At 70.7% G+C, this 25,173-nt stretch carries 28 protein-coding genes, 2 tRNA genes and 1 pseudogene; 14 read left to right on the forward strand and 17 right to left on the reverse strand.

Features of this window, described 5'->3' with window-relative positions; genetic code table 11:
- Positions 1–128 precede the first annotated feature (128 nt).
- The 3 genes and pseudogenes from F3H13_RS02000 to F3H13_RS02005 all read left to right on the forward strand — a co-directional run bounded on the left by F3H13_RS02000 (position 129) and on the right by F3H13_RS02005 (position 2,430).
- Positions 129–668, forward strand: a complete 540-nt coding sequence (locus F3H13_RS02000) for a metallophosphoesterase (RefSeq protein WP_149797385.1) — start codon at positions 129–131, stop codon at positions 666–668.
- Positions 669–1,123: 455 nt separating this feature from the next.
- A pseudogene (locus F3H13_RS16475) lies at positions 1,124–1,255 on the forward strand (DUF7859 family protein); the annotation flags it as partial.
- Entirely contained in the window at positions 1,255–2,430 is a 1,176-nt protein-coding gene (locus tag F3H13_RS02005) for an inorganic phosphate transporter (protein ID WP_149797386.1), read from the forward strand. The pseudogene F3H13_RS16475 and the gene F3H13_RS02005, both read left to right, overlap by 1 nt.
- 37 nt (positions 2,431–2,467) lie before the next feature.
- On the opposite strand, the gene ygfZ is transcribed toward F3H13_RS02005, so the two are convergent.
- The 3 genes from ygfZ to F3H13_RS02020 form a co-directional block, all read right to left on the reverse strand.
- Positions 2,468–3,625 carry a CAF17-like 4Fe-4S cluster assembly/insertion protein YgfZ gene (gene ygfZ, locus F3H13_RS02010; RefSeq protein ID WP_149797387.1) on the reverse strand — a complete coding sequence of 386 codons (1,158 nt, stop codon included), beginning with the start codon at positions 3,623–3,625 and terminating at the stop codon, positions 2,468–2,470.
- 47 nt (positions 3,626–3,672) lie between these two features.
- Positions 3,673–3,969, reverse strand: a complete 297-nt coding sequence (locus F3H13_RS02015; protein WP_149797388.1) for a DUF6432 family protein — start codon at positions 3,967–3,969, stop codon at positions 3,673–3,675.
- A gap of 96 nt (positions 3,970–4,065) precedes the next feature.
- Entirely contained in the window at positions 4,066–4,587 is a 522-nt protein-coding gene (locus tag F3H13_RS02020) for an archaemetzincin family Zn-dependent metalloprotease (RefSeq protein WP_149797389.1), read from the reverse strand.
- 39 nt (positions 4,588–4,626) lie between these two features.
- Here F3H13_RS02020 and F3H13_RS02025 point away from each other — a divergent pair, with 39 nt between their 5' ends.
- Together F3H13_RS02025 and F3H13_RS02030 are read left to right on the forward strand one after the other, a co-directional pair.
- Positions 4,627–5,130, forward strand: a complete 504-nt coding sequence (locus F3H13_RS02025; RefSeq protein WP_149797390.1) for a UPF0146 family protein — start codon at positions 4,627–4,629, stop codon at positions 5,128–5,130.
- A gap of 96 nt (positions 5,131–5,226) precedes the next feature.
- Positions 5,227–6,090, forward strand: coding sequence for a TIGR01548 family HAD-type hydrolase (locus tag F3H13_RS02030; RefSeq protein ID WP_149797391.1), 864 nt, complete (start codon positions 5,227–5,229; stop codon positions 6,088–6,090).
- Between the two features lie 47 nt (positions 6,091–6,137).
- Here F3H13_RS02030 and F3H13_RS02035 read toward each other — a convergent pair.
- The 3 genes from F3H13_RS02035 to F3H13_RS02045 all read right to left on the reverse strand — a co-directional run bounded on the left by F3H13_RS02035 (position 6,138) and on the right by F3H13_RS02045 (position 6,882).
- A tRNA-Ile gene (locus tag F3H13_RS02035) sits at positions 6,138–6,213 on the reverse strand.
- Between the two features lie 42 nt (positions 6,214–6,255).
- Complete coding sequence (locus F3H13_RS02040) at positions 6,256–6,720, reverse strand: group I intron-associated PD-(D/E)XK endonuclease (RefSeq protein ID WP_149797537.1); 465 nt, start codon at positions 6,718–6,720, stop codon at positions 6,256–6,258.
- A gap of 53 nt (positions 6,721–6,773) precedes the next feature.
- Positions 6,774–6,882 (reverse strand) — tRNA-Asn (locus F3H13_RS02045).
- Positions 6,883–7,041: 159 nt separating this feature from the next.
- Here F3H13_RS02045 and cca point away from each other — a divergent pair.
- Positions 7,042–8,472, forward strand: a complete 1,431-nt coding sequence (gene cca / locus F3H13_RS02050) for a CCA tRNA nucleotidyltransferase (RefSeq protein WP_149797392.1) — start codon at positions 7,042–7,044, stop codon at positions 8,470–8,472.
- A 64-nt stretch (positions 8,473–8,536) separates the two neighbouring features.
- On the opposite strand, the gene F3H13_RS02055 is transcribed toward cca, so the two are convergent.
- From F3H13_RS02055 to F3H13_RS02070, 4 genes are all read right to left on the reverse strand, one after another.
- On the reverse strand, positions 8,537–8,851 hold the full coding sequence (locus tag F3H13_RS02055) for a hypothetical protein (RefSeq protein WP_149797393.1): 315 nt from the start codon (positions 8,849–8,851) through the stop codon (positions 8,537–8,539).
- A 78-nt stretch (positions 8,852–8,929) separates the two neighbouring features.
- On the reverse strand, positions 8,930–9,292 hold the full coding sequence (locus tag F3H13_RS02060) for a CrcB family protein (RefSeq protein ID WP_149797394.1): 363 nt from the start codon (positions 9,290–9,292) through the stop codon (positions 8,930–8,932).
- Entirely contained in the window at positions 9,289–9,693 is a 405-nt protein-coding gene (locus tag F3H13_RS02065; protein WP_149797395.1) for a fluoride efflux transporter FluC, read from the reverse strand. Before F3H13_RS02065 ends, F3H13_RS02060 begins: the two co-directional genes overlap by 4 nt.
- Before the next feature lie 43 nt (positions 9,694–9,736).
- Positions 9,737–10,876 carry an ATP-binding protein gene (locus tag F3H13_RS02070; protein WP_149797396.1) on the reverse strand — a complete coding sequence of 380 codons (1,140 nt, stop codon included), beginning with the start codon at positions 10,874–10,876 and terminating at the stop codon, positions 9,737–9,739.
- A gap of 144 nt (positions 10,877–11,020) precedes the next feature.
- On the opposite strand from F3H13_RS02070, the gene F3H13_RS02075 reads away from it, so the two are divergent.
- On the forward strand, positions 11,021–11,497 hold the full coding sequence (locus F3H13_RS02075; protein ID WP_149797397.1) for a DUF7382 domain-containing protein: 477 nt from the start codon (positions 11,021–11,023) through the stop codon (positions 11,495–11,497).
- 31 nt (positions 11,498–11,528) lie between these two features.
- Here the strand turns inward: F3H13_RS02075 and F3H13_RS02080 are convergent, their stop codons facing one another.
- The 4 genes from F3H13_RS02080 to F3H13_RS02095 all read right to left on the reverse strand — a co-directional run bounded on the left by F3H13_RS02080 (position 11,529) and on the right by F3H13_RS02095 (position 14,180).
- Positions 11,529–12,344: a protein-L-isoaspartate O-methyltransferase family protein gene (locus F3H13_RS02080; protein ID WP_149797398.1), complete on the reverse strand. Its 816-nt coding sequence runs from the start codon at positions 12,342–12,344 to the stop codon at positions 11,529–11,531.
- Between the two features lie 87 nt (positions 12,345–12,431).
- Entirely contained in the window at positions 12,432–13,064 is a 633-nt protein-coding gene (locus F3H13_RS02085; RefSeq protein WP_149797399.1) for a protein-L-isoaspartate(D-aspartate) O-methyltransferase, read from the reverse strand.
- Positions 13,065–13,120: 56 nt separating this feature from the next.
- Positions 13,121–13,534, reverse strand: a complete 414-nt coding sequence (locus tag F3H13_RS02090; RefSeq protein ID WP_149797400.1) for an Hsp20/alpha crystallin family protein — start codon at positions 13,532–13,534, stop codon at positions 13,121–13,123.
- Positions 13,535–13,631: 97 nt separating this feature from the next.
- Positions 13,632–14,180 (reverse strand): Hsp20/alpha crystallin family protein, encoded by a 549-nt coding sequence (locus tag F3H13_RS02095; RefSeq protein ID WP_149797401.1) that lies wholly within the window; start codon positions 14,178–14,180, stop codon positions 13,632–13,634.
- Between the two features lie 108 nt (positions 14,181–14,288).
- Here F3H13_RS02095 and F3H13_RS02100 point away from each other — a divergent pair, with 108 nt between their 5' ends.
- The 5 genes from F3H13_RS02100 to F3H13_RS02120 all read left to right on the forward strand — a co-directional run bounded on the left by F3H13_RS02100 (position 14,289) and on the right by F3H13_RS02120 (position 20,780).
- Positions 14,289–15,674: a cryptochrome/photolyase family protein gene (locus tag F3H13_RS02100; protein WP_149797402.1), complete on the forward strand. Its 1,386-nt coding sequence runs from the start codon at positions 14,289–14,291 to the stop codon at positions 15,672–15,674.
- Positions 15,675–15,750: 76 nt separating this feature from the next.
- On the forward strand, positions 15,751–17,013 hold the full coding sequence (ilvA, locus tag F3H13_RS02105) for a threonine ammonia-lyase (RefSeq protein ID WP_149797403.1): 1,263 nt from the start codon (positions 15,751–15,753) through the stop codon (positions 17,011–17,013).
- A gap of 411 nt (positions 17,014–17,424) precedes the next feature.
- Complete coding sequence (locus tag F3H13_RS02110) at positions 17,425–17,805, forward strand: MarR family transcriptional regulator (protein WP_149797404.1); 381 nt, start codon at positions 17,425–17,427, stop codon at positions 17,803–17,805.
- Between the two features lie 86 nt (positions 17,806–17,891).
- Positions 17,892–19,391 carry a cysteine--tRNA ligase gene (gene cysS / locus F3H13_RS02115; RefSeq protein ID WP_149797405.1) on the forward strand — a complete coding sequence of 500 codons (1,500 nt, stop codon included), beginning with the start codon at positions 17,892–17,894 and terminating at the stop codon, positions 19,389–19,391.
- Between the two features lie 465 nt (positions 19,392–19,856).
- Entirely contained in the window at positions 19,857–20,780 is a 924-nt protein-coding gene (locus tag F3H13_RS02120; RefSeq protein ID WP_149797406.1) for a phosphotransferase family protein, read from the forward strand.
- A 78-nt stretch (positions 20,781–20,858) separates the two neighbouring features.
- Here F3H13_RS02120 and pheA read toward each other — a convergent pair whose 3' ends face one another.
- The 3 genes from pheA to F3H13_RS02135 form a co-directional block, all read right to left on the reverse strand.
- Positions 20,859–21,665, reverse strand: a complete 807-nt coding sequence (gene pheA, locus F3H13_RS02125; RefSeq protein ID WP_149797407.1) for a prephenate dehydratase — start codon at positions 21,663–21,665, stop codon at positions 20,859–20,861.
- 89 nt (positions 21,666–21,754) lie between these two features.
- The gene (locus F3H13_RS02130) at positions 21,755–22,936 is read right to left on the reverse strand and encodes a DR2241 family protein (RefSeq protein ID WP_149797408.1); all 1,182 of its coding nucleotides are present in this window, start codon (positions 22,934–22,936) and stop codon (positions 21,755–21,757) included.
- Between the two features lie 2 nt (positions 22,937–22,938).
- Positions 22,939–23,808 carry a CbiX/SirB N-terminal domain-containing protein gene (locus F3H13_RS02135; protein ID WP_149797409.1) on the reverse strand — a complete coding sequence of 290 codons (870 nt, stop codon included), beginning with the start codon at positions 23,806–23,808 and terminating at the stop codon, positions 22,939–22,941.
- 123 nt (positions 23,809–23,931) lie between these two features.
- On the opposite strand from F3H13_RS02135, the gene F3H13_RS02140 reads away from it, so the two are divergent.
- On the forward strand, positions 23,932–24,477 hold the full coding sequence (locus F3H13_RS02140) for a DUF7523 family protein (RefSeq protein ID WP_149797410.1): 546 nt from the start codon (positions 23,932–23,934) through the stop codon (positions 24,475–24,477).
- A gap of 89 nt (positions 24,478–24,566) precedes the next feature.
- Positions 24,567–25,091, forward strand: coding sequence for a copper resistance protein CopD (locus tag F3H13_RS02145; RefSeq protein WP_149797411.1), 525 nt, complete (start codon positions 24,567–24,569; stop codon positions 25,089–25,091).
- Positions 25,092–25,173 lie beyond the last annotated feature (82 nt).

Here is a 25,173-nt window from a genome sequence, read left to right on the forward strand (position 1 = left end):
CCGCCTGCGGCGGCCGCTCGGAGGCACGCAGGGAGGCGCTACGCGCCTCTGGCAGCCGGCGGCGGAGCCGCCGGCGACGCCACCGCGGCAGACGCGCTTTTTAAATCACGGCGGCGCCGACGGCCGGTATGCTCGTCGTCGTCTCCGACACGCACGCACGCGAGGAGTCGAGGCTTCAGGGGCGGACCGCAGAGGCGGTCCGCGAGGCGGAGCTGGTGATTCACGCGGGCGACTTCTACCGCGAGCCGGTGCTGGACGCCTTTCAGTCGGCCGCCGCGAGCCTCCGCGCCGTCTACGGCAACAACGACGATGCCGCGATCCGCGACCGGGTCCCCGAGGTGCGGACCGTCGAGTACGCCGGGGTTCGGTTCGCGGTCACGCACCGCCACCGGAGCGGCGACACGGGGCTCGTCATGCTCGCTCGCGGCCGCGACGCCGACGCCGTGATCTGCGGCCACAGCCACCGCCCGCGGTTCGACGACTCGGGCGGCCTCCCGATACTGAACCCCGGCAGCCACGCGCAGCCGCGCGGCAACCGCGCGGCGCACGCGGAGCTGACTCCTGCGGAGGGCGAGGACGGAAGCGGGAGCGCGCTGGACGGGGAGCTGGTGACGCCGGACGGCGAGCCGTTCGAGAGGTTTCGTATCGAGGGCGGCGGCGCGGAATAACGGCGCGAGTAACGGAGAAAGGCCGAAGCAAGGTGCCGGCGTGCGGCCGCGGGACGCGGTCACAGCGCGTGGCCGCCGCGTCAGCGAGGACCGATCGCGACGCCCCGCGTACGGCCGGGCCGGCCGACGGTCGTGTGCGCGGTGACGGACCCATATCGGTGCGGGCGGAGTCGCCGGCAGTCGGACGGGGCGGCCGGGGAGAGGTACCGGGAGGGGAGGTACCGGGCAGGGAGGGAGCGGCCGCGAGTCCGATCGGCCGGCGGTCGGCCGGCGTTTCCGAGCGTGTGAGGGCCGAAGCGGGGGGTCGCGACTACACGTAGTCCGGGTACCGATATATACGTGGCTGAGAGACAAAGGGGCGTTTTAGTCACCGCAGGTCGTCCGCACTCGGGCGCGTTACGGAGGGGCGCGGCCACGCGGCTCGAAAATTATAACCGCGTGCCGACGGATTCGGTCGTATGCTCCCGGTCCAACCGCTGTTCGTACTCCTGTTGGTGGGTCTTCTCGGGCTGTTCTTCTTCGGGTTCCTCCTCGTCCGGCGCACGGTGGCCGGGCTGAACGAGGGGTACAACGACGGGCGAAACTGATGGTCTTCGTCACCGCCGCGACGCTGCTCGTCGCCGCCGGCGCCAGCCTCTTTATGGCGTGGTCGATCGGCGCCGGATCGTCGGGGTCGACCCCGTTCGCGCCCGCGGTCGGCGCGAACGCCATCTCCGTGATGCGCGCCGGCCTCGTCGTCGGCGTCCTCGGGCTGCTCGGCGCGATACTTCAGGGCGCGAACGTGACGGAGGCGGTCGGCACCGAGCTCATCGGCGGCGTGACGCTGACGGCCGCGGCGGCCATCGTCGCGCTCGTCACTGCCGCAGCGCTGGTCGCGATAGGCGTGTTCGCGGGCTACCCGATCGCGACGGCGTTCACCGTCACCGGAGCGGTCGTCGGCGTCGGCCTCGCGCTCGGCGGCGACCCGGCGTGGCCGAAGTACGCCGAGATCATGACGCTGTGGGTGCTCACGCCGTTCGTCGGCGGCGGCGTCGCCTACGGCGTCGCCCGGTCGCTCATCGGCGAGTCGCTCCCCGAGCGGCCGCTCACGGCCGTGCTCGCCGGACTCGTCGGCGCGATCCTCGCGAACGTCGGGTTCGCGCTGCTCGGCCCCGCGGGCGAGCAGGCGTCGGTCGCGACCGTCCTCGGGTCAGGGCTCGGGATCGGCGGCGCAGGTCCCCCCGCGGTGAGCCTCGCCATCGCCGCGCTCGTCGCGGTCGCGGTGTACGCGGACCTCGGCCGCGACCGCGAGGGCGCGCAGCGCCGGTTCCTGCTCGCGATGGGCGGGCTCGTCGCGTTCTCGGCTGGCGGGTCGCAGGTGGGGCTCGCGATCGGCCCGCTCGTCCCGATCTTCAGCGAGGTCGGCGTCCCGCTGTGGGCGTTGCTCGTCGGCGGGGGCGTCGGGCTGCTCGCCGGGTCGTGGACCGGCGCGCCGCGGATGATCAAAGCGATCGCCCAGGACTACGCCTCGATGGGGCCGCGGCGGTCGATCGCGGCGCTCATCCCGTCGTTCGCGATCGCCCAGACCGCCGTCGCCTTCGGGATCCCCGTCTCGTTCAACGAGATCATCGTCTCGGCGATCGTCGGGGCAGGTTATGCCGCCGGCGACGCGGGCGTGAGCCGCAAGAAGATGGGGTACACGGTGCTCGCGTGGATCGGGTCGCTCGTCGGCGCGTTCACGCTCGGGTTCGTCGTCTTCTCGGCGGTCGACTTCGTCGTCTGAGGGGCTCCGAACGTTCTGCCGGCCCTGCTCTCCCGTCTCAGACGCGCAGTTCCGGATACGTCGGCAGCCGCGCGGACCCCGCGCTCCCGTCCACGAACGGGAGGTCGACGGCGGTGGCGGGGACCTCCTCGCCGTCGACGCGGACGGTGACCGCCCCGTGGTCGGCGTCGAACGCGACGAGCGCCAACGCGACCGGCACGTCGGTCGCGGGGCCGACAGCGGCCCGGGTGACCTCGCCTATCGCCTCGTCGCCGTCGAAGACGGCCGCGCCGGAGTCGGGGAGCGCGTCGTCGATCCCCTGCGGGTCCGCGTTCGCGTCGACGCCGGCGACCGCCTCCGTCAGGCCGTCCAGTTCGAGGCCGACGAGCCGCCGGCTCGGCCGCCCCTGGTTCTCCACGCGCGAGACGACCTCCTGCCCGACGTAACACCCCTTGTCGAAGTCGAGCGCGTTCCGGATGCCGAGGACGTTCGGGACCGTCCCCGCCAGCTCGTACTCGAAGAGGGGCGTGCCGGCCTCGGTCGCGAGCGCGTCCCACGTCCGGTAGCCGAACGGCGCGGCGTTGAGCCCGCGGTTGATCAGGGTGTCGAACACGTCGCCCGCGTCGGCGGCCGCACAGACGATCTCGTACCCCTCCTCGCCCAGCGGCGCGTCCGTCGCGATCACGGTGACGCCGGCGTCGACCATCGACCCGCGGACGAACGAGAGCGGCCCCTCGGGGGCGCCAGGACCGCCGAGGACGGAGGCGACCTTCTCGGTCGATTTCGGGCCGTGAACGCCGAACACGCCGAACTCGTCGGAGACGTCGTCGATCTCGACGTCCTGGATGAACACGTTCTCCGCCCAGTCTGCGGCGACCGACTCGACCCGTTCCGGGGGGAGGAAGACGAGCAGCCGCTCGTCGGCGTTGTACACGTACATGTCCGTCTCGATCCCGCCCTGCGGGTCGAGCAGGAGGGCGTACGTCCCCTCCCCGTCATCGGCCGGGACGCGGTTCGAGACGGCGTTGTCGACGAACTCGACGCGGTCGGCCCCCCTGACGGCGAGGACGCCGTACCCCATCTCGATCACGCCGGCGACGTTGCGGACCGCCTTGCCGACGCGGACGGGCTTCCCGTAGTGGTCGACCACTTCGCGGCCGCCGCGGTCGCGGTACACGGCGCCGTGCGCGTCGTGGGTGCCGGAGACGAGCGTCATGGTCGGAGGGACGCGATCGAGGGCCAAAAGGCCGCCGTCTCCGGCGGCTACAGCCCGAGGCGATCGCGGATCGCGTCGACCAGGCCCGCCGACGGGTCGTCGGGCGCCTCGGGGTCCGGAACGACCCGGTCGTGAGCGTACACCCGGACGCGATCCTCGGACTCGACGGTGATCAGCGAGTCCTCCTTCAGCGCCGAGAGGGCTTCCTCGACGGCGTCGATGTCGGCGTCGACGGCCGCGCGCAGTTCGAGGACGGTCATCCCCTCGTCGCCGCGGTCGACGAGCGCGTCGAGCAGCGCGACCTCGACGTCCGGCCGGTCGCGGTATTCCGGCTTTGCGGCCATACGTGCCCTTTACGCGGGGCGGACTTTACGTCTACCGGCGGATCGGCGGGCCGGGAGCGAGAGCCGGCGAGCAGCAGGCGCACCGAGCGCGCCGCGTCAGCGGACCAGCCGCGAACAGGTGCCACAGAGGTTCTCCTCTTTCACGTCGACCTCGCGGACGGTGGGCGAAAACGACATCACGCACTTGCTGTTGTCGCAGTGTTCCAAGCCGAGGGTGTGGCCGATCTCGTGGACGACCTCCTTGCGGACGCGGTCGCCGAAGACATCGACCGCGGGCCGAGAAGAGACGCCGCCGTCGGAGGAGGTGCGGAGGCGGTGGGTCGAGATGACCGAGCCGCTGCCGTTGAGGTACGCGAGGCCGAACACGTAGTTCCGCCGGCGGTAGTAGAGGTCCTCGGGGGTTATGCCGATGTTCTTCTCGCCGCCGCCGACCCGCGTGACCGTCTCGATGAGGTCCTCGGCGCGGTACTGGCCGCGGTCGCTGTCGAACGCGGAGTCGGGGATCGCCTGATCGTCGTGGACCGTCACGTCGCAGTCGTACACGGAACGCAGCGCACCGGAGGCCTCCCGTTTCACTTGGGGGGTGACCTCTCCGACCGGGACGATGTCCACGAGCATGGAACCGCTTTTGACCGCCGCGGTCATAAAGGCCGCGCCGTGGTCTCATCCCCACCGTCGGAACGGGCGCTGGTCGCCGCGCTCGACCCGTACGAGCGGCCGATCGAGGTCGGCGTCGGGCGGCGCCCGGATGTCGCCCGCGCGCTCGCCGACCGCGGGCGCGAGGTCGTCGCGTTCGACGTCGAGGTGAGCGAGGACGCGCGCGACGCCGCGGCTGCGACCCGGACGTCGAGCGCGGGGTCGCTCCGCGTCGTCGCCGCGGACGTGACGGCGCTGGCGACGGCCGGCGGGGATCGCTTGATACGGGACGCGCTCGGGCTCGACGCAAGCAACGAGGACGAGCGGGACGCCTCGAACGCGTCCACCGGCGTCGACGCCGTGTACGCGCGAAATCTCCCCGCCGAGCTCCAGCGACCGACCGTCGCGCTGGCGGAGCGGCTCGACGCCGCCTGTCTGTTCACCACGCTCGGGTTCGAGGAGCCGGTCGTCGACGTCCGCCGCCGGTCGACGGAGTCGGGGACCGTCGTGTACGTCGCGCGCTGACGAGCCGCCTTGGCAGTTTCCCCCGCGACGCCTCCCGAACCGGCGACGTCGGCCGCGAACCCGAACGTTCATTCCGCCGCCAACCGGGGTAGCGGTATGCAGGTCGACGCAGTGGTCCTCGACATCGACGGGGTGTTGGTCGACGTGGCGGACTCCTACCGTCGGGCGATCCTCGAATCGGTCGACCGCGTCTGCGGCAAGCCGATCGACCGGGACGCGGTCCAGGCGTTCAAAGACGCCGGCGGGTTCAACAACGACTGGGAGCTGACGGACGCCGCCGCGCTGTTCGTGTTGGCCCGCCGCGAGGGGCTCCGGATGGACGTCGACGAGTTCACCGACCGCGTCCGCGAGCTCGGCGGCGGCCTCGACGCGGCCAAGGAAGTCGTCGGCGATCTCCCGCGGGTCGCGCAGGCCCGCGTCCGCGACCAGTGGGACAGGGACGCGCTCCGCGAGACGTTCCAGGCGCTCTACCTCGGCGCGGAGCTGTACCGCGAGCTGGAGGGCGGCGAACCCCCCATCGAGGCGGAGGGGTACATCCACGACGAGCCGACGCTCGTCGACCCCGAGACGATCGCCGACCTCACCGCACGGTTCGACGTGGGCGTCCTCACCGGCCGGCCGGCCGCGGAGGCCGACATCGCCTTGGAGCGCGTCGGCCTCGACGTGCCCGCGGACCGACGGTTCACGATGGACGACTGGGAGGAAGGGAAGCCGCACCCGCGGGCGCTCGTCGAACTCGCCGAGCGGTTCGACGCGGAGCGCGTCGCGTTCGCGGGCGACACCCTCGACGACGTGCGGACCGCGCGCAACGCCGACGAGACCGACGAGACGCGCGTCTACTACGGTATCGGCGTCCTCACCGGCGGACTCACCGGCGAGGCGGGCCGCGAAAAGTTCGCCGGGAACGGGGCCGACGCGGTGATCGACGACGTGAACGAGCTAGTAGCGTTGTTGGAGTAGTCGGCGGCGTGCCGTGGCTGTGGCTCGTGTGAAACGAAGACGGAAGGTGGGCCTTGCCGGATTTGAACCGGCGATCACTCCGTTATGAGCGGAGGGCTTTGAGCCAGACTAAGCTAAAGGCCCGGCAATCGCAGATATACGAGGGATCTTCTTTAGGTTACCGCATTACCCCGACCGGAGCCCGTCGAGAACCGTATCGAGCCGGTACTCCGCGTGCCAGTTGACGTTCGCTCGGTTGTTGTTTGCGGCGGGCTCGTAGCGGATCGTTGTCACCGCCGATCCCGTGTCGTCGATCGAGACGAGATACACCTCCTCGGTTCGGACGTTCAAAACCGCGAAGTAGTCGATCTTTCCGTCATACCCCTCCCGTTCGTATCCGTCGCTTTTCGTTCGGACGCTTCGAGTCCGGAACTCCACCGCGCCGTCACTTTTCCCGTCGTACGCCGTCTTGACCTGTAACCGGTAGAATTCGCCGTCGACCCTTATGACGAGATCGTACGGTTCGTTGTCGTACGCCGGCGTGAGGACGGAAACGTCCCGGGAGATCAGTTCCGCCGTGACGATCGCTTCCGTGGCCTGTCCGCGCTTCTGTGGTTCTTCGAGGCGGTCGTACTGCTCAAAGCGAGACATGCGACGACCTGAGTCGGTACTGTACAAAACAATCGGCCGCGAGCGAAGAGAGACGCCGAAGCCAGGACTCGAACCTGGGACCGCCTCGTGACTGTGACGGCCGGGGGAAGTTCCGCCGAGCGTCGTAACAGCGAGGCGCTCTACCAACTGAGCTACTTCGGCTCACTTTTGCGTACTCGCGTCGTTTTGATATGGCTTTCGTTTCCGCCCGACGGAGCGATATTTGATGGACGCGGGCGGTGCGAGAGGCTACCGTGACGCCCGCTCGCCAGCCGCCGATCCGACCGACACGTTTTCGGCCGGACCGCGAGACCGTTCGGTATGGACGAGTTGGAGGCGGTGCTGTCGCGAGTCCGCGAGCGCGTCCTCCCGGAGCCGGCGGAGCGCGAGCGGCTTCGCGAGGCGGCCGTGACGCTGACCGACCGGGCCCGGGAGGCCATCGCCGACCTCCCCGTCGACGCCGACGTGGTCCAAGTCGGGTCGACCGCGCGCGGGACGTGGGTTGCGGGCGACCGCGACATCGATCTCTTCGTCCGGTTCGACGCGGCCCTCGACCGCGCCGAGCTGGAGGAGTACGGGCTTGCGGTCGGCCACGCGGTCCTCCCGGACGGCCACGAGGAGTACGCCGAACACCCGTACGTGAAGGGAAGCTACGAGGGGTTCGACGTCGACCTGGTCCCCTGTCACGACGTGGAGGCGGCGGCCGAGCTGGTCTCCGCGGTCGACCGCACGCCGTTCCACGACGCGTACCTCTCCGCGCGGCTCGACGACGACCTCGCGGCGGACGTGGTGGTCGCGAAGGCGTTCCTGAAGGGGATCGGCGCGTACGGGAGCGACCTCCGCACCGAGGGGTTCTCGGGGTACCTCACGGAGCTGCTCGTGTTGGAGCTCGGTGGGTTCGTCCCCCTTGTCGAGTCGGCGCGGAGCTGGCACCCGCCGGTGGAGTTCGACCCCGAGGGACACGCCGAGCGCACGTTCGAGGACCCGCTCGTCGTCGTCGACCCAACCGACCCGACGCGGAACGTCGCCGCGGTGCTGTCGGCGGCGAACCTCGCGCGGCTCCAGCACTACGCGCGGGAGCTGCTCGCGGCCCCGAGCGAGGCGCTCTTCGAGCCCGATGACCCCGAGCCGCTCGACTCCAAGGCGGTGCGCGCCCACCTCGACCGGCGGGGGACGACGCCCGTCGCGGTCGTCTTCGACGCGCCCGACGTGGTCGACGACCAGCTGTGGCCGCAGCTCCGGCGCTCGCTGGACGGGATCGTCGGCGGGCTGAACGACCGCGGCTTCGACGTCCTCCGAGCGCGGGCCATGACGGACGCCGCGAAACCGTCAGGCGCCGTCGGGGCGAACGACGCCGAGAGAGTGACCAAGCGCGACGGGGTCGAGGAGGCGACGCGGGCCGCGCTGTACGCGGAGCTGGAGGTGACCGAGCGGCCGGCGGTCGAGCGCCACGAGGGGCCGCCGGTCGCGGTCCGGAAGCACGCCGCGAGCTTCTACGAGTCGTACGTCGACGACGTCGACCCGGACACCTACGGACCCTTCATCGAGGGGGGCCGATACGTCGTCGAGCGGGAGCGGGAGTTCGCCACCGTCCGGGAGTACTTGGAGAGCGAGGCCGCGAGCGACGTGGCGCTCGGCGCGCAGGTGGAGCCGGCGTTCGCCGACCGCGACGTGCTGGTCGGCGAGGCGGTGGCGACGCTCGCGCCCGCGTTCGGGCGGCCGCTCCGGGAGTTCTACGAGCCGCGACCGTGAGGTCGCCGGCGGGAGGTGACTCGACCCGCGGGGCCGGACAGAGACACCGGCGAGCGACCGGGCGTCAGCGAGCGGCGCCGTCGAGGAGCCGGTAGACGAGCGCGGCGACCGCGGCGACGATCAGCGCGACCGCCGAGAGGAGGCCCGCGACGCGGGGGAACGACAGCCAGAACGCGGCGTAGAAGGCGAGCGCGAACGCGAACAGGCCGACGACCAGCAGCCCCCGAGAGGGGTTCTGCGCGGCGGCGACGAACGCGCGCTGGGGGATCGAGAGGTCGCCGAACTCGGGGACGTCCTCGGGGTCGACGCCGTCGGAGAGGGGGGCCGAGTCGGCCGGATCCCCCGACTCGGCGTCGACGGAACGGTCGGTGTCGGTCACGCTCTCGAATACGGGCCGAAGGATCCTGTACCTATCGCTTGCCGAGCCGGCGGCCGTCAGGCGGCGCGGAATCGCCGGTCAGCCGACGACCGCAGCGACGAGGAACGAGCCGAGAAGAAACGCGGCTAGGGCGGCAGCGAGGTTCGACGCGGCGATCGTCGCGGCGGCGCGGGCGCCGGTCTCGCTCGCCGCGCGGACCGTCCCGACCGCGAACGACGAGAACGTCGTGAACGCGCCACAGAAGCCGACGCCGAGGAGCAGCGCCGCCGTCGATCCGATCGGCGCGGCGGAGACAGCGCCGAGGGCGAAGCTCCCGAGCGCGTTGACGAGGAGGACCGACCGGCGCCCCTCGACTCGGAGCCCGACCGCGTGCCGGGAGACGGCGCCGAGCGCGCCGCCGACGCCGACGAGCGCCGTCGCGAGGAGCGGTGCGGCGGTCATCGCCGGCGCCACCCCCCGGCCGCGAGGCCGAGCGCGGCCGCAACGAACCCGGTCGCGTAGCTGACGGCGACGTACCAAGCGCCGGCGGGCGTTCCGAGCGCGACCGCGTCGGAGACGAACGTGCTGTACGTCGTGAACGACGAGAGCGCGCCGGTCCCGACGAACAGGCGGACCCGGTCGCTGGACGCGCGGGTCAACAGGAGCCCGAGCGCAAACGACCCGGCGACGTTCGCGACGAGGGTTCCCGCGCCGGTCGGGAACCCGCCGAGGATCTCGGGACTGGTTCCGGCGGCGGCCGCGGCGAGGGCCGCGGCGACGCCGACGTCGACCGCGTGTCTGGCGACCGCGCCGAGGAATCCCCCGGCGGCGACGAGCAGGAACCCGTACGGCGTCCGTTCCATGGGCGTCAGTGAGGCCGGGGCGGCTTGTGCGTTCTGAACCACGTCACCGCGACTCCGCGTCCGACAGCCGACTCGCGCGCGGGCTCTCCCCCTCGTGCGGCGTTCGCCGCTCTCGGACTCGGACCGTGTGGGCCGTCTCGGTGGCGTCGTCGACCACGAGCGCCTCGCCGACGCCCTCGGGGAGCCGCGAGGCGAGGTCGCCCGCGAGGTACGTCGCCTCCGCTTCGGCCAGTCGGTCCACGTCGCGCGCGGCCGTGAGCCGGTGGGAGACGAGGAGGTCGGACTGGGAGACGGCGACGCTCGGCAGCGCGGCCGGCCGCTGGGTCGCACAGACCAGCGAGACGCCGGGCGCGCGGCCGCGGGTGAGCAGCGTCCGGAGCGCCGGGTCCGCGATCCCGCCGAAGAAGGCGTGCGCCTCGTCGACGAGTAGCCACGGAAGTCGCGGGAGGTCCCCGGCGATCCGGGCGTCGTAGAGCCCGCGAGCGACCGCGCGGACGACGGCCGCCGCGGCGGCGTCGGGAACGCCGGCGAGGTCGAGGACGGCGGGGTCGCCGTCGGCCGCGAGCGACGCCACCGGTGGCGCGTCGGCGTCGAAGACGCCCCACGACTCCGCCAGCCGGAGGTGATTCGCGGCGGCGCGCCGCGTCTCCGCCGGAGCGTCGGCCGCGGCGACCGCCTCGCGGAGCGTCGCGAGCGACGGAGAAGAGGGCTCGCTCCCGGCCGAGTCGGCCTCGTCTCCGCCCTCGCCGTCGACCGCGTCCGCGCCGACCGCGTCTGCGACGACGCGCCAGACGAGACTCCCCGGACCGCCGGCCGGATCGAGCCCGAGGAGGTCCGGCCACGCGGACGGCGGTATCGAGGCGGGGCGAACCTTGGGGTCGACGACGCGGCCGCCGACCGCGTCGAGGCCGGCGAAGACGCCCATGGGGTCGACGACGATCGGGACGACGCCGTCGGCGTCGGCGAGTTCCTCCGCCAGGACGCCGAGCGTGTACGACTTCCCGGTCCCGCGCTTCCCGAAGACGACGCCCGCGTGCGGGCGGTCGAGGTCGACACCGACCGCCGCGCCGGCGCTTCCGTCGCGAGCGAGGAACGAGCCGATCCGGGCGGTGTGGGGCGGACGGTCATCGTCGCGGTCGGTTCCGCCGTCGAGGTCCGACTCTCCGCGGCCGAGTACGTACACGCGACCAGGTGGCTCGGTATCGGATAAAAACGGTCGGGAGGGCTAGCCGGCTTCGTCGGCGGCGAGTGCGTCTCTCGGGCGCCTGTCTCGGCACCACTCGCTCCGTCCGACTCTTTATAAGTGATGCCGCGGCCAGCGGGCCGTATGTCCGATCGAACACACGACTCGCGCACCGCGAACCGCCGGACGTTCAGCACCGACACCCGCGCTATCGAGGGGCTCCCGGTCCGGCTCGTCATCGCGCTCGTCGTCGGCGTTGCCAGCCTCAGCGTGATGATGGGGATGATCGGCGACATCGACGGGCTGGCCGCGACCGAGCTCGACGCGCAGCCGCAGCCGGAGGTGACGACCCCCGGCGACCAGTCGATCGACGTCGCGGTCGTCGACCCCGACGGCTCCCGCGTCGCGGACGCGACGGTCATCGTCCGCGGCGGCTCCGCGCAGCTCGACGGCGTCGTCACCGCGGAGACGAACGCCGAAGGGATTGCGACCGTGGACGTCGGTCCCGAACTCGGGCCGAACCAGGCCGACGGCACGCTCACGATAGACATCAAGCCGCCGGCGGAGGGCGACTACGTCGACGAGCGGGGGAACACCGAGGTGCTCGTCGTCGAGGAGTGAGGCCGCGATCGAAGAAGACGCGGCGGACCGGTCAGAGCCGGTCGTCCCAGTCGATCCAGTCCTGTTCCCAGCCGTGTCGACGCTGACGGCCGCGCTCGGCGCGTTCGGCGTCCTCCCGCCGAGTTCGGTTTCTCTCCGTCCCAGGCTGTTCGCCGTCGACGAGCATCGGCTGGAGCCGTGCGGGGCCGTGCGTCTCGACCGTCTCGAACCCCGCCGGTGCCGGATCGTCGTCCGCGTCGCCGTCGGGCTCGCCGTCAGGCGCGGGCGGAGCAGTCGGATCGGGTTCCGCGTCGGAGACCGGCTCGATCGCCGCGACCGTCTGAACGCCCGCGCCGCGCGGGTAGACGATCCGACCGCCGGGCGCCAGCTGTTCCCGAAGGGGACGCGGCGGCTCGACGACGGCGGTCTCGAGGAGAATTCGGTCGTACGGCGCGTACGCCGGGAGCCCGTCGGCGCCGTCCGCGCGGTCGACGAGGACCGCCCCGTAGCCGGCCGCGTCGAGGTTCGACCGCGCGGCGGCGACGGCCGCGCGGTCGATGTCGACCGCGTGAACGCGACGCGCGCCGGCGATTTCCGCGAGCATCGCGACCGAGTAGCCGATCCCCGCGCCGACGACGAGGACCGAGTCGCCCTCGTCGACATCGAGCGCGGTGACCAGCCGGACCAGCGTCGCGAGCGAGAGCGAGTGCGGGTCGTCGCCGTCGACGGCCCCGCCGCGGGGCGAGTCGTCGACGAAGGGGTCTCGCGGGACGCGCTGGAGGGCAGTCAGCACGGGCGGCTCGATCGGCTCGCCGATCTGGTGTTCGAGCCCCTCGATCATGTCCGCCCTGAGCGACGCGTCGTCCATGACGGGTTTCGGAACTCGGTCCTCTAAAGCTGTGCGTTCGGCGGACCGGCGGCGGTCCGGGTACGGGCACGCGGGCGGCGCGCTCGGTTACCGCATCGGGACGAACCGCACGCCGCCGTGGTCCTCGCGGTCGGTCCCGCCCTCCCGGACCGTGAGTCGGACGAGCCGCTGGCGTCCGCCTTCGCGGACGGGGGCGACGACGCGGCCGCCCGGCAAGACGCGATCGACGATCTCGTCTGGGATCGACCCCGGCGCGGCGCAGGTGAGGTAGGCGGCGTCGAACGGGGCCTCGTCGTCGAACGCCTCGCGCCCGTCAGCGGCCGCGACGGTGACATCGTAGCCGAGCCGGTCGAGCCGCTCGCGGGCGGCGGCGGCCAGCTCCGGGACGCGCTCGGCCGAGAAGACGTTCCCGGGGCCGACGACCTCGGCGACGACGGCGGCGTGGTAGCCGCAGCCGGTCCCCACCTCGAAGACGCGGTCGCCGCGCTCGACGCCGAGGAGGTCAGTCATCACTGCGACCATGTGCGGCGCGCTGACCGTCTGATCGTGACCGATCGGGAGCGGGCGGTCGTCGTAGGCCGCCGCGCGCTGCGACGCCGGGACGAACTCGTGGCGCGGGACGGCGCGGATCGCCGACAGCGTCCGCTCGCTCGCGTCGAGGCGGTCGCGGAGCGCGTTCACCAGTTCGCGCCTGGCGGCCGCGTGGTCGGCGTCGTTCATGTGGGCAGTTAGCACGGGGAGCGTGGAGAAAGCATCGGCCGGGAAGAAAACGGTGGTCAGTCCACGTCGATCCGGTGTCCCTCGTCCGCGTCGAGGGCGTCGAGCGGGACCGTCACGGTGAGCACGCCGTGGCGGTAATTCGCGGTCGCGTCCTCGAGACGGGCGGTCGCGGGGAGGTCGACGGTCCGGGTGACGGACTCGTGGCGGCGCTCGCGGCGGAGGTACCGTCGGTCCGCGTCCTCGCGTTCAGCGTCGCGCTCAGCGGCGATGGTGAGTCGGCCATCGTGGGCGCGAACGTCGATCTCCTCTCGGTCAAATCCTGGGAGGTCGGCCATCACGACGTACTCGTCGTCGTACTCGGCGACGTCGATGTCGGCGGTCCGGAGGTCGCGGCCCCAGGCACGCTCGCCCGCGAAGGGTGTGCGGCCGAGGAACTGCTCGATCTCGTCGAAGGGATTCGTCGCGTTCATACCGACAGGAACGCGCCGTGAGGTATTAAACGGCGAGTGACGCGTGCTATCTCGCGTTCGCGGCGGGATCCGACGCCGATCACGACGGCGCCGGCGCTCAACTGACGTCGATCGTGTGCCCGCGGTCGTCGTCGGGCGAGCGCTTGGGCAGCGTGACCGTGAGCACGCCGGCGTCGAAGGACGCCGTCGCCGCGTCGGCCTCGACCGGCTCGGGGATCGGGACCCGTCGGGAGACGGACCGGAGGCGTCGTTCGCGCCGGTGGTAGCGGACCTCGTCGGCCTCGCCTGTGTCGTCGGCAGCGTCGGCCGCGCTGTCGGCGTCGCCCGCGTCGTCCGCGTCGTCCTCTGCGCCGCCGTTGCCCGCGTCGGCGATATCGAACTCGGCCGACTCCTCGCGGGATCCGGCGATGACGAGCGCGTCGTCGCGCAGTTCGACGTCGACGTCGGCGGCGTCGAATCCGGGGAGGTCAGCGACGACGGTGATCGCCTCGTCGTCCTCGATCACGTCGACGTCGACGTCGCGGGCGCCGGGGAAGCGCGGGACCTCGGGACCGGTCCCCCCCAGCGTGCCGCCGAGTTCCTCGAACTCGCGGCCCATCCGTTCGAGCAGGTCTTCGATCTCGTCGAAGGCATCTCGTCGGGTCATACAGGTCAGGATTCGTGACGGAGCGTCTTGAACGTACTGGCGGAGGCGGAGCGTGGCGGCGCCCGAGCGCGGCGACAGACACTATCCGTTCGCGCCCTAGGTGATCGTATGCGCCTGTTCTGGCACCGAGGCGACGCGCGGACGCGGGACAACGCCGGCCTCGCGGCCGCGGCTCGAGACGGAGATGTCGTGCCGGCGTTCGTGTACGATTCCGACCTGCTCGCGACGGTCGGCGCGCGCCAGCGCGCCCTCTTCCTCCGCAACGTGAAGCGACTGGAGGAGCGGTACCGCGAACTCGGGAGCGACCTGATCGTCCGCGCGGGCGATCCCGAGGCGGTCCTCGTCGACCTCGCCGGCGAGTACGACGCCGAGACGGTGGTCTACAACGACCACTACCGGCCGGCACGGCGGAACCGACAGCGAGCGGTCGAGGACGCGCTCGCCGAGGCCGGCGTCGAGATGGACTCGCGGACCGACCTCGTGTTGGTCGATCCCGGGCGGCTGGAGGCGCGCTATCCGAACCACAGTCAGTTCCACGGCGATTGGGAGGCCGTGCCGAAGCGCGGGCCGTACGCGGAGCCCGACCCGGACGCGCTGGCCGATGTACGCGACGGGAAGACCGTCCCCGAGCCCGACGTCGACATCGACCTCCCGGAGGCGGGATACGAGGCCGCCCGCGAGCGGTTCGAGGAGTTCCTCGATTACGGGATCACCTCGTACAACGACACCCGCGACGACCTCGCGCGGGCGGTGGAGGCGCCGACCCACGCCGTCTCGCGGCTGTCGCCGTACATCGCGACCGGGGCGATCGGGATCCGGGAGCTGTGGGCCGGCGCGAGCGACGTCTACGAGGCCGTGACCGGCGGCGAACGCCGCAACGTCGACAAGTACCGGTACGAGCTGTCGTGGCGCGAGCAGATGTACCACCTGCTGTACTACAACCCGGAGCTGGCCGTCTCGAACTACAAGTCGTTCCCGAACGAGATCGCGTGGCGCGACGACGACGCGGCGTTCGAGGCGTGGACGCGCGGCGAGACCGGCTACCCGCTCGTCGACGCGGGGATGCGCCAGCTGAACGCGGAGGGGTACGTCCACAACCGCCCGCGGCAGGTCGTCGCGAGCTTCCTGACGAAGCACCTCCTGATCGACTGGCGGCGCGGCGCGCGCTACTTCACGAAGCAGCTGATCGACCACGACTACGCCTCGAACCACGGCGCGTGGCAGTGGACGGCCTCCACCGGCACCGACTCCGTCGACGTGCGCATCTTCGACCCGGTGAGCCAGATGGCGAAGTACGACGAAGACGCGCGCTTCGTGAAGGCGTACGTCCCGGAGCTTTCGGACGTGCCGGCGGGGAAGGTCGTCGACTGGCCGACCCTCTCGCGCGGGGAGCGCGAGGAGCTGGCGCCCGACTACCCGCACCCGATCGTCGACCGGAACGAGGGGTACGAGCGGGCCCAGCGCGTCTTCGAGGAAGCGCTCGGGAAGCGGTGAGGCCGGGTAGTAAACGCGTCTGTACCGGCGTTCCGAAACCGAGTTCTTTTGCGGGGACCGGGCGAACACCGCGCCCATGTCCCCGGTCACGATCGACGACGTCGAGGCCGCCGCCGGGCGGCTCGCCGGCACCGACATCGTCCAGCGGACGCCCGTCGAGCGGAGCCGGTCGCTAAGCGAGCGGTGCGGCGCCGACGTGCGCCTGAAGATGGAGCACCTCCAGCGCACCGGCTCGTTCAAGACGCGCGGCGCGTACAACGCGATCTCGCTGGCGATCGGCGGGTCGGGAGCGGGGAACGACGAGCCCGCGATCGAGCGCGTCGTGGCCGCGAGCGCGGGCAACCACGCGCAGGGGGTGGCGCTGGCGGCGGCGGACGCCGGGATCGACGCGACGATCGTGATGCCGGAGTCGGCGCCAGCGGCGAAGATCGAGGCGACCCGCGCGTACGGGGCCGAGGTCGTCCTCCGCGGGAACGCCTTTTCGGAGGCGATGGCGCACGCACAGACGCTGGTCGACGACCCGGGGACGCGGTTCGTCCACGCGTTCGACGACCCGGACGTGGTCGCCGGGCAGGGGACGCTCGGCCTGGAGGTGCTCGACCAGGTGCCCGACGTCGACACGGTCCTCGTCCCGGTGGGCGGCGGCGGGCTCGCGGGCGGCGTCGCGACCGCAATAAAGGCGCGCTCGCCCGAGACGCGCGTGGTGGGGGTCCAAACCGAGGGCGCCTCCACGCTCTCGGAGAGCCTCGCGGCCGGCGAGCTCGTGACGCGCGACGAGCCCGACACCATCGCCGACGGCATCGCGACCGGCGGGCTGAGCGACCTCACGTTCGGCCTCCTCGACGAGCACCTCGACGAGGTGGTCGTCGTGAGCGACGACGACGTGGCGGCCGCCATCCTGCTGCTCTTGGAGCGCGCCAAGCAGCTGGTCGAGGGTGCGGGCGCGACCGCCGCGGCCGCCCTGCTGAACGACGACGCGCTCGACGAACTCGAGTTGGCCGGCGAGACGGTCGTTCCGCTCCTCTGTGGCGGCAACATCGACGTGACGACGCTGAAGGAGGTGGTGACCCACGCCCTCGTCGACCGCGACCAGCTGATCGAGCTCGCCGTCCGCATCGACGACACCCCCGGGACGATGGGCGAGATAGCGACTTTGATCGGCGGCGAGCGCGCGAACATCCGGACGGTGCGCCACGAGCGGAGCCGCCCGGACCTGCCGGTCGGCGACGCTGACCTCGTGTTCGAGGTGGAGACGAACGGCCCGGCCCACGTCGACCGCGTCCTCAAGGCGGTGCGCGAGGCCGGCTACGAGGTGGAGTGGACGACCCAAGAGGCGTGAGAGGCGGGATCGTTGATTTATAAATAGAATCACGGTGGCGCGTGCCGACGAGCGCCCGCAGGGCGCGAGTCGCACGCGCGAGGGACGCCGCGAGCGACGCGGGCGACCGAAGGGAGCCCCGAGCGAGCGGCGAGGTTGGGGAGGCGTGAGGCTGCGGTGTTGTGTGGGGCGGGACTCAAAGGGGCAACCGCGAGGGCGCCGGAGGCGACGTAAGCACCGGAACGAGGGAGCGGAGCGACCGAGTGAGGAGCGCAACGAGCGTCCGGCGCCCTTGCGGTTGGGGCTTTGGCGGTGTTCGTCGGACCGCCATTGGAGAGCTAGAAGCGGACTGCCAGACCAATCCCGCGAATTACTATCCTCAAATCATGTACTGTAGAAAATATTATCAATGTGCCGTAAATTATCCCAGATATGGGAAACGGTTCCAAGACGGATCTACAGCGGGAGATCCTCCTCACATGGCGGGAAAATCCAAACGCCACGAACCAGGAAATCGCGGACGCGTGTGACTGTTCGGCGTCGTACGTCAGTCAAGTCAAGAATCGATTCGACGGGTACGACGAGTTCGACGCGATGATGGACAGAGAGGACGCCGAATTAGAGCAGATGTTCGGAGAAAACATCTTCGGGGGCAGCGGAACTGTACCGGGGGCAGTGGAGTCGGAAGGAGCCGGGATCACAGAGCAGTGGGAGGATATCCCCAACAATATTCCGGGGTTGCTGATCAAGCTCATCGTTGTGATGGTGCTCGGATACGCGGTGGTCCAAGTGGGGATGATACTCTTTCTCTGAGTTTTGAAGGACACGAACGCGGAGAACGGTGGGGTGGGTCCGTTTGATCCGACGATTTAAAAGCTCACCTCGGCAACCGTCTCGTAATGAGTCTCGTCGTTACCGACACCCTGGAAGACGAGCGCGTCGAGTTCACGGCCGACGGCGACGTCACGCTGTACGTCTGCGGCCTGACGGTGTCGGACGACCCCCACCTCGGGCACGCTCGCCTGTGGTTCCACGCCGACGTCCTCCACCGGTGGCTCGAACACGTCGGCTACGACGTTCGCCACGTCGAGAACGTCACCGACGTCAACGAGAAGATCACGGCCCGCGTCGGCGAGCGCGACGACTGGGCCGCGGAGCGCGACGTGGCCGAGACGTTCACGGCGACCGTCTTCGATTCGATGCGCGGGCTGAACCTGAAACGGGCCGAGGTGTACCCCCGAGTCACCGAGCACGTCCCGGAGATCGTCGACCTCGTCGAGACGCTGATCGCGAAGGGGTACGCCTACGAGTCGAACGGCTCCGTCTACTTCGACGTGACCGGCTTCGACGAGTACGGGAAGCTCTCGAACCAGGACGTCGAGGACCTCGAGGCGCAGGGCGAACCCGACGAGCGGTCCGAGAAGCGAAACCCCGCCGACTTCGCCCTCTGGAAGGCCGACGGCGTGAGCGAGGCCGCCGCGCGCGAGCACGCGAAACACGACCACGGCGGCGAGACGCCGAGCGGCGAGACGTGGGACTCGCCGTGGGGCGAGGGGCGTCCCGGGTGGCACGTCGAGTGCTCGGCGATGTCGACGACGCACCTCGGCGACACGCTCGACATCCACATGGGCGGGCGCGACCTCGTCTTCCCGCACCACGAAAACGAGATCGCACAGTCGGAGGCGGCCACCAGCGAGGCGTTCGCGCGCCACTGGCTCCACGTCGGCCTGTTAGAGATGGACGGCGAGAAGATGTCCTCGTCGATCGGTAACTTCTGGACCGTGCCGGACGCCTTAGAGGAGCTCGGCGTCAACGTGATCCGCACGTTCTACGCCGGCGCCGCCTACCGCTCCGAGCAGGCGCTCACCGAGGAGACGATCGCCGAGGCCGAGGAGCGCTGGGAGCGCCTCTCGCGCACCTACGACCGCGCGGTCGAGGCGCTGGACTCGACCGAGGCCAGCGCGAAGGCGGCGGATTCAGACCTCCGCGAGGCGGTCGAAACCGCCCGAAAAGAGTTCGTGGCCGCGATGAACGACGACCTCAACCTCCGGGAGGCGACCGCGGCGCTCTTGGACCTCACCGACGCGGTGAACCGGCACGTGGACGCGGTCGACGAGGCGGCCGCAGACGCCGACTCCGCGTACGACTACCGCGGGCTCCGCGAGGCGGTCGAGGCGTTCGAAGCGCTCGGCGGCGACGTGCTCGGCCTCCAGTTCGAGTCGCCGAGCGAGGGCGACGTGGACCTCGCCGGCGAGCTGGTCGAGCTGGTGCTGGACGTGCGCGCAGCAGAGCGCGAAGCGGGGAACTACGAGCGTGCCGACGAGCTCCGCGACGCGCTTCGCGAGGTCGGCGTCGAAATTGAGGACGGCCCCGACGGCGCGACGTATCGGTTCGAGTAATACGCTGATTCGATTCTCGTTGAAGTAGCCGTTAGAACGGTGGTAGTTGCTGAGTCCTCGGCGATTACTTATAAACTGTTGCCAGCGGATCGACGAGGAACACCGCCAAAGCCCCAGCCGCGCTCGGCTCCCACAGCTCGCTGCGCTCCTCAGTCGCTCGCGCTGCTCGCTCCTTGCGGTGCTTGCGTCGCTGGGGTTCGCCGAGCGCGGCTGCCCCTTTGAATCCCACCCTTACCGCACAGCAACCGCACCTCACGCCTCCCCAGCCTCGTCGGCCTCCCTCCGGTCGGCCGACTCCCTCGCGCGTGCGACTCGCGCCCTTTGGGCGCTCGTCGGCACGCGCCACCACACAAGTAACAACGTTTTTAATGAGTAGTAGAATATCTGAGACTGTCTTCCCACCGTCGTAGCCGTAGCACCGTGCTGCGGGCGGCCGGTTGTCACCCGTCATGTGACGCTAGAACCATGTCTACGGAGATTACCACCAGACTCGACGCACAATTCGACACGTGTAGTGTGGTCCAGCAGATTCACGACGTGCCGCCACACGCGGTGTACGAGGTGACTGTCGATGGACGGCGTGCCGTTTACAAGACAGATACCGGACAAACTGGACGTGCCGCAATGGAGGGGCACGTCACGAGATTCGTCGGCGAAAATACGACGATTCCCGTTCCGGAGACGCTGTACGTCGGAGACGACTACTATGTCGCCGCGTGGCACGACGACGCACCTGCGCCGGACGATGGGCAGACCGCAGACGAAGACTGGGCATTCGCCGCCGGAGCGGGATTGGCACGACTCCACGACGAGACGGCTCCGTTGGTCGACAGCTACGGTGCGTTCCGATCGACTGCTGGTGGACTCTCCGTCGATGGACACGAGCAGTGGCACGAGGCTGCCACCGACTACGTACGTGGTCGCCGACCAGTGCTCGACCGACACGGCCATGCCGACATGGCGGATCTTGTCCTCAAGTATCTGGAGGCGCATCCCAACGCGTTCGCCGGGGCCGGTGAGGCGGTCTGCTGTCACGGGTGGGCGACACCCGACCACGTCTCTGTGGTTGACGAAGAGATCGCCTGTCTCTTAGATTTCGAACACGCGATCGCCGCGCCGGTCGAATACGATTACTGGCGGGCTGTCGGACCGACGTTCGGACCCGACAGCGACGATGACGCCCGAAACGCGTTCCGCAAAGGCTACGAATCTATCCGCTCGCTACCGGACGAGTTCGACCGACGCGCTCCACTGTATGCCCTCTTGAATTTCGTCTTCTTCTTCGAGTCGCTGTATGTTCAGGATCAGCATGGTCCAGCCGAAACGGCTGAGAAAGCAGCGCAGTTCCGGAAGACAATCAATAACATCCTCGACGACCTCAAAGCGTAGCATCACGCGTCGACGAGAAGAGCAGTCAGCGAATATCGGATCGGCGGCGTCGGGCCGCCGTCTTCCGAGGTCCAGGCCTCAATCCAGCACGTGTTCCGTGTCGTACGAGCCGAGCACCTTGACCCAGCCGTTGTCCGCGATGGCCTCGACGTCCTCGACCGCCTTCGCCATGTGGTCCTCGTAGAGACCGGCGTCGACGTCGAAGTGGAATAGGTAGTCACCGAGACGCTCGCCGCTCGGGCGCGACTCGATCCGCGAGAGGTTGAGGTTGCGGTCGGCGAACGCCTCCAACAGTTCGAGCAGGAGCCCGGGGTAGTTCGCGTTCGGGTAGACGATCAGCGTGGTCTTCCCGCCGGCGTCGGAGCGCGCGGACTCGGGCGCGACGACGAGGAACCGAGTCGCGTTCGAGGTTCGGTCCTGAATGTCCTGCGCGAGGATAGAGAGGTCATCGCCGGCGTTGTCCGGGTGACCGATCCCGGCGACGCGGGCGTCCTCGCGGGCGCGCTCGACCCCGCGGGCCGTCGAGGCGACCGCTTCGAGGCCCGCGTCGGGGTAGTTCGCCTCCAGCCAGTTGCGACACTGCGCGAGCGCCTGCGAGTGGCTCGCGACGACGTCGAACCCGTCGTCCTGCGCGAGGAGGGCGTGGCGGATCGGCGTGACGACCTCGCGGGTGACGGCGACGTCGTAGTCGGCGAGCGCGTCGAGGCTCTCCGTGACGGAGCCCTCGATGCTGTTCTCGATGGGGACGACCCCGCGCTCGAACTCGCCGTCTGCGACGGCGTCGACGATGGCGGTGACCGATTCGCGGAACGACACCTCGGCAGCGACGGCGCGGGCGGCGCGGTGCGAGTACGTGCCGGCGGGGCCCAGCGTGACGGCGTTCATTACGCCAACGTATCGGCGGCGGTGAGAAAAGCCTGCGGGGCGCGGCGATGTTTCCGGTCCGGTGCGGTCGGCTCCGATCCCCGGAGGGGTCACTCCGCGTCCGGGTCGGTCGGCACGCCGCCGAGGTTCCCCTCGTCGTCGAACCGCTTGGCGCGGAGGAAGCGCGCGCGGTAGCGGTTCGCGCCCTCCTTCGTGTCCGCCTCGCGGATCTCGTCGGTCCGGCCGTCCGCGACCGCGTCGATAATGTCCTCCACCTGCTCCTTCTCGCTCGGGGTCAGCTCGAACTCGTACGTCCGGGGCTGTTCGCTCTCCAGCCGCGTCCACTTGCGCGCGGCCGACACCACCACGGAGCAGGGCTCGCGGCAGGGGAAGGCACCGTCGCCGCCGTCGACGTCGAGGTCGGTGTCCTCGTCGTACTGCCACTCCCGGCGCTTGAGACACTGCGAGTCGTCACAGCAGGCCTCCGCGACCCAGTTGACGTGTTCGTACCCCTCGCCGCGGTCCCACGTCTTCACCACGCCGTAGATGCCCGACTGGCGCTCCATCGTCTCACGCCAGTGGGTCACGTCCAGCTCGCCCTCGCGCTCGCGGTGCCAGTTGGCGACCGTCGCGGGGTAGATCGTCTCCACCGTCTCGTAGAGGTCGCGCGGGCCCAGATCGGGGAAGACCCACCCGCCCGCGAGCGACGGGGCCGTCTTGAGCGGGCGGTACCGCCCCTTCTCGTCGAGAGTGACCAGCTCGCGCGCGCCGAGCGGGTCCTCGTGCGTCTCCAAGTCGTCGACCGGGACGCCCGCGTCGTCGGCGTGGCGCAGGTCGTAGCGGCGCTCGCCCCGGTCCGTGATCGTGGCCGTGATCTTCAGCTCGCCCCAGGCGCGCTCGATCCCCTCCGCGAGCGCGGCGTACCGGGTCGCGACGGTCTCGCCGTCGGCGTCCTCGATCCAGCGGAGGAAGGCGCGGCGCGGCCCGAACTCGCCGACAACGCGCTCGAAGGCGTACCAGTCGGTGACGGCGGCGGCGCGCTCAGACAGCGCCTCGTGAAGCTCGCGCTCCGTCAGGGGCTCCGGGCGGCCGCCGTCGGCGAGGACGTACCCCCCATCGTCGTCGCGCGCGACGCTGAACCCCTCGAACCGGAGCGGTTCGTCCGGGTCGCGGTCGTCGAGCGCGTCGAGGACCGCGTCGAAGGCGTCGCCCGGAAGATCGATTACGGGGACTTCGGGCCCGTCAGCGTCCGCCGCGTCCGCAGAGTCCGCGGCCTGCGGCTGGTCGCTCACGGTCAGTCCCCCGTGGCGACGCGGGTCGTCTCGCGCACGTCGTCGAGCGCGCTCCCGAGGTCGGCGCCGGCGTCGGCGGCGCGCTCTAAGACCACGTCGGCCATGAGCGGCTCCGTCCCCACCGCGCCCGCGTACCAGATCCGGGTGCCGTCGACCTCAGTGGGCACGTCGTACCCCTCGGTGTGGTCCTCGCAGAGCCCCACGTCCTCCGGGATGTCTTCCTGGGTGTGGTAGCCGTCGGCGATGAACAGCGGGACCAGCACCACGTCGTCGCTCTCGAAGAACTCGGGGAGGTCGTCGACCTCCGGGTCCTCGTCCATGTACAGCGCCTTCACCTCGTCGAAGCGGTCGCGCTCGGCGATCCGGTCGGCGTGGTACTCGATCGCCTTCGCCGAGTTCTCGTTGCGCTCGGTGCCGTGGCCGACGACGGCGAGGCCGAAGTCGTCGCCCACGTCGGGGTCGTCCGTCACCGACTCCGCGCGCCGGACGATCACGTCGGTCATCGCGCGGTGGGTCCCGACCGGGCCGCAGTAGTGGACCTCGCGGTCGATATCCTCGGCGACGAGGGTGGCCTGATCGGCCGAGAGCCCGTCGGAGTCCCACTCGGAGACGTCCCAGCCGGCGAGCCGGAGCTCGCGGGGGATCACCTGCTCGGTGAAGTACCCCTCCGAGATGAAAAGCGGGACGACGTAGATCTCGTCGCCCTCGACGGTGCGCAGCACCTCCCGGAAGTGCGGTTCCTCCTTCCAAAACCCGGTGCGGACCTCGTCGAGGGCACCGGTAGCGCGGATCGTGTCGGCGTGGTCGTACGTCGGCGCGCTCGACTCGGGGTTGAGGTGGGAGCCGTGCGCGACGATGACGAGCGACTGCATACCCGTACTGGGGCCGCGCCGCTCTTAGGGACTTCGGAGGCTGCGAGCCGCCGAGAACGCGAGCCGCCGCCGGCGAACGCCCCGACCGAAACGATCTTGCCCGGCCGACGCGCAACCCCGCGCATGTCGCTGGCAGCCGAGACGCGCGAGGCGGTCAGAGCACACCCGTTCGTCCGCGACGCGCTCCGCGCCGGACTGGTGAACCACAGCGCAGCCGCGACCTGGCTCGCGGAGCGCGCCGACCTCGACGGCGACCCGGACGCGATCGCGGCCGCGCTCCGCCGGTTCCGCGAGGACCTGCCGCCGTACGAGGCCGACGCCCGGACCGCGAGCGTCTCGATGCGGAGCGGGGTGGGCGTAGTTGACGCCGCGGACGACAGCCGCACGGGCGAGCCGGACGACGGCCGCACGGACGACGCTCCGCTCCTCCGCGTCGGCGACGCAGCGGTCGTCGACGGCGGCGACCAGACGGCGATCCTCGCGACCGGCGACGTCGACCCCGCGGCGCTGGCGAGCGCGCTCGACCGGCTCGCGGCCGCGGACGTCGAGGTCGCGGCCGCGGGCGTGTCCGGCGACGCGCTCGTCTGCGTCGTCTCCCGGCGCGACGGCGCAAGTGCGGTGCGCGTCGTCGAGGCGACGCTGGAGGCGGTGCCAGGCGACGAGCGCTGACCGGTCGGCGGAGCACCAACCGGACGGCAGTGCGCGGACCGATCCTGTCCGGGAAGGCCTTTATGCCGCCCTCTCCCCCACCGGATCCCGTGTTGCTCACGACCGCCTTCGTCTTCCACGTGCTCTCCGGCGCGCTGTGGACCGGCGCGACGCTGTACGTCGTCTACGCCACCCTGCCGCGGGCGGCCGACGGGACGCTCGGTCGCCCCGCGTTCGTCGACGCCGCGCACCGCCTGCTCATGATCACGCGCTGGACGGGGGTAGTCCTCCCCGTCACCGGTGCGTACATGGTCTGGCGGCTGTACACGCCGCTCGCGGCCCTCGCGACGACCCGGCGCGGATGGGCCGTGCTCGCGATGCTGTCGCTGTGGGGCGTCATGAACGGGCTCGTCGAACTGGGCGTCCTCCGGATGCGCCGCGAGGTCGACCCCGAGATCGGGTGGGGCCGATACATGGCCGAGGGGTTCCCGGTCGACGCGGTCGCGGGGACGGGGAGCGTCCCGGGGTCCGCCCGGTTAGCGTCCGTCGGCCGACCCTACCTGCTGGCGAGCGCGGGCCTCGCCGTCCTGTTACTTGTCGACGCCGCACTCCTCGCCGGCGGGGTTCCGGGGTGACGGGGCCAAGTGGAGTATATAAACGGCGTCGAATTAGCTATCTCGCAGCGACAGAGATCAATGCTAACTCCCCGCATGAATT

The organism is Halorubrum xinjiangense (assembly GCF_900102375.1).
GTDB classification, from domain to species: domain Archaea; phylum Halobacteriota; class Halobacteria; order Halobacteriales; family Haloferacaceae; genus Halorubrum; species Halorubrum xinjiangense.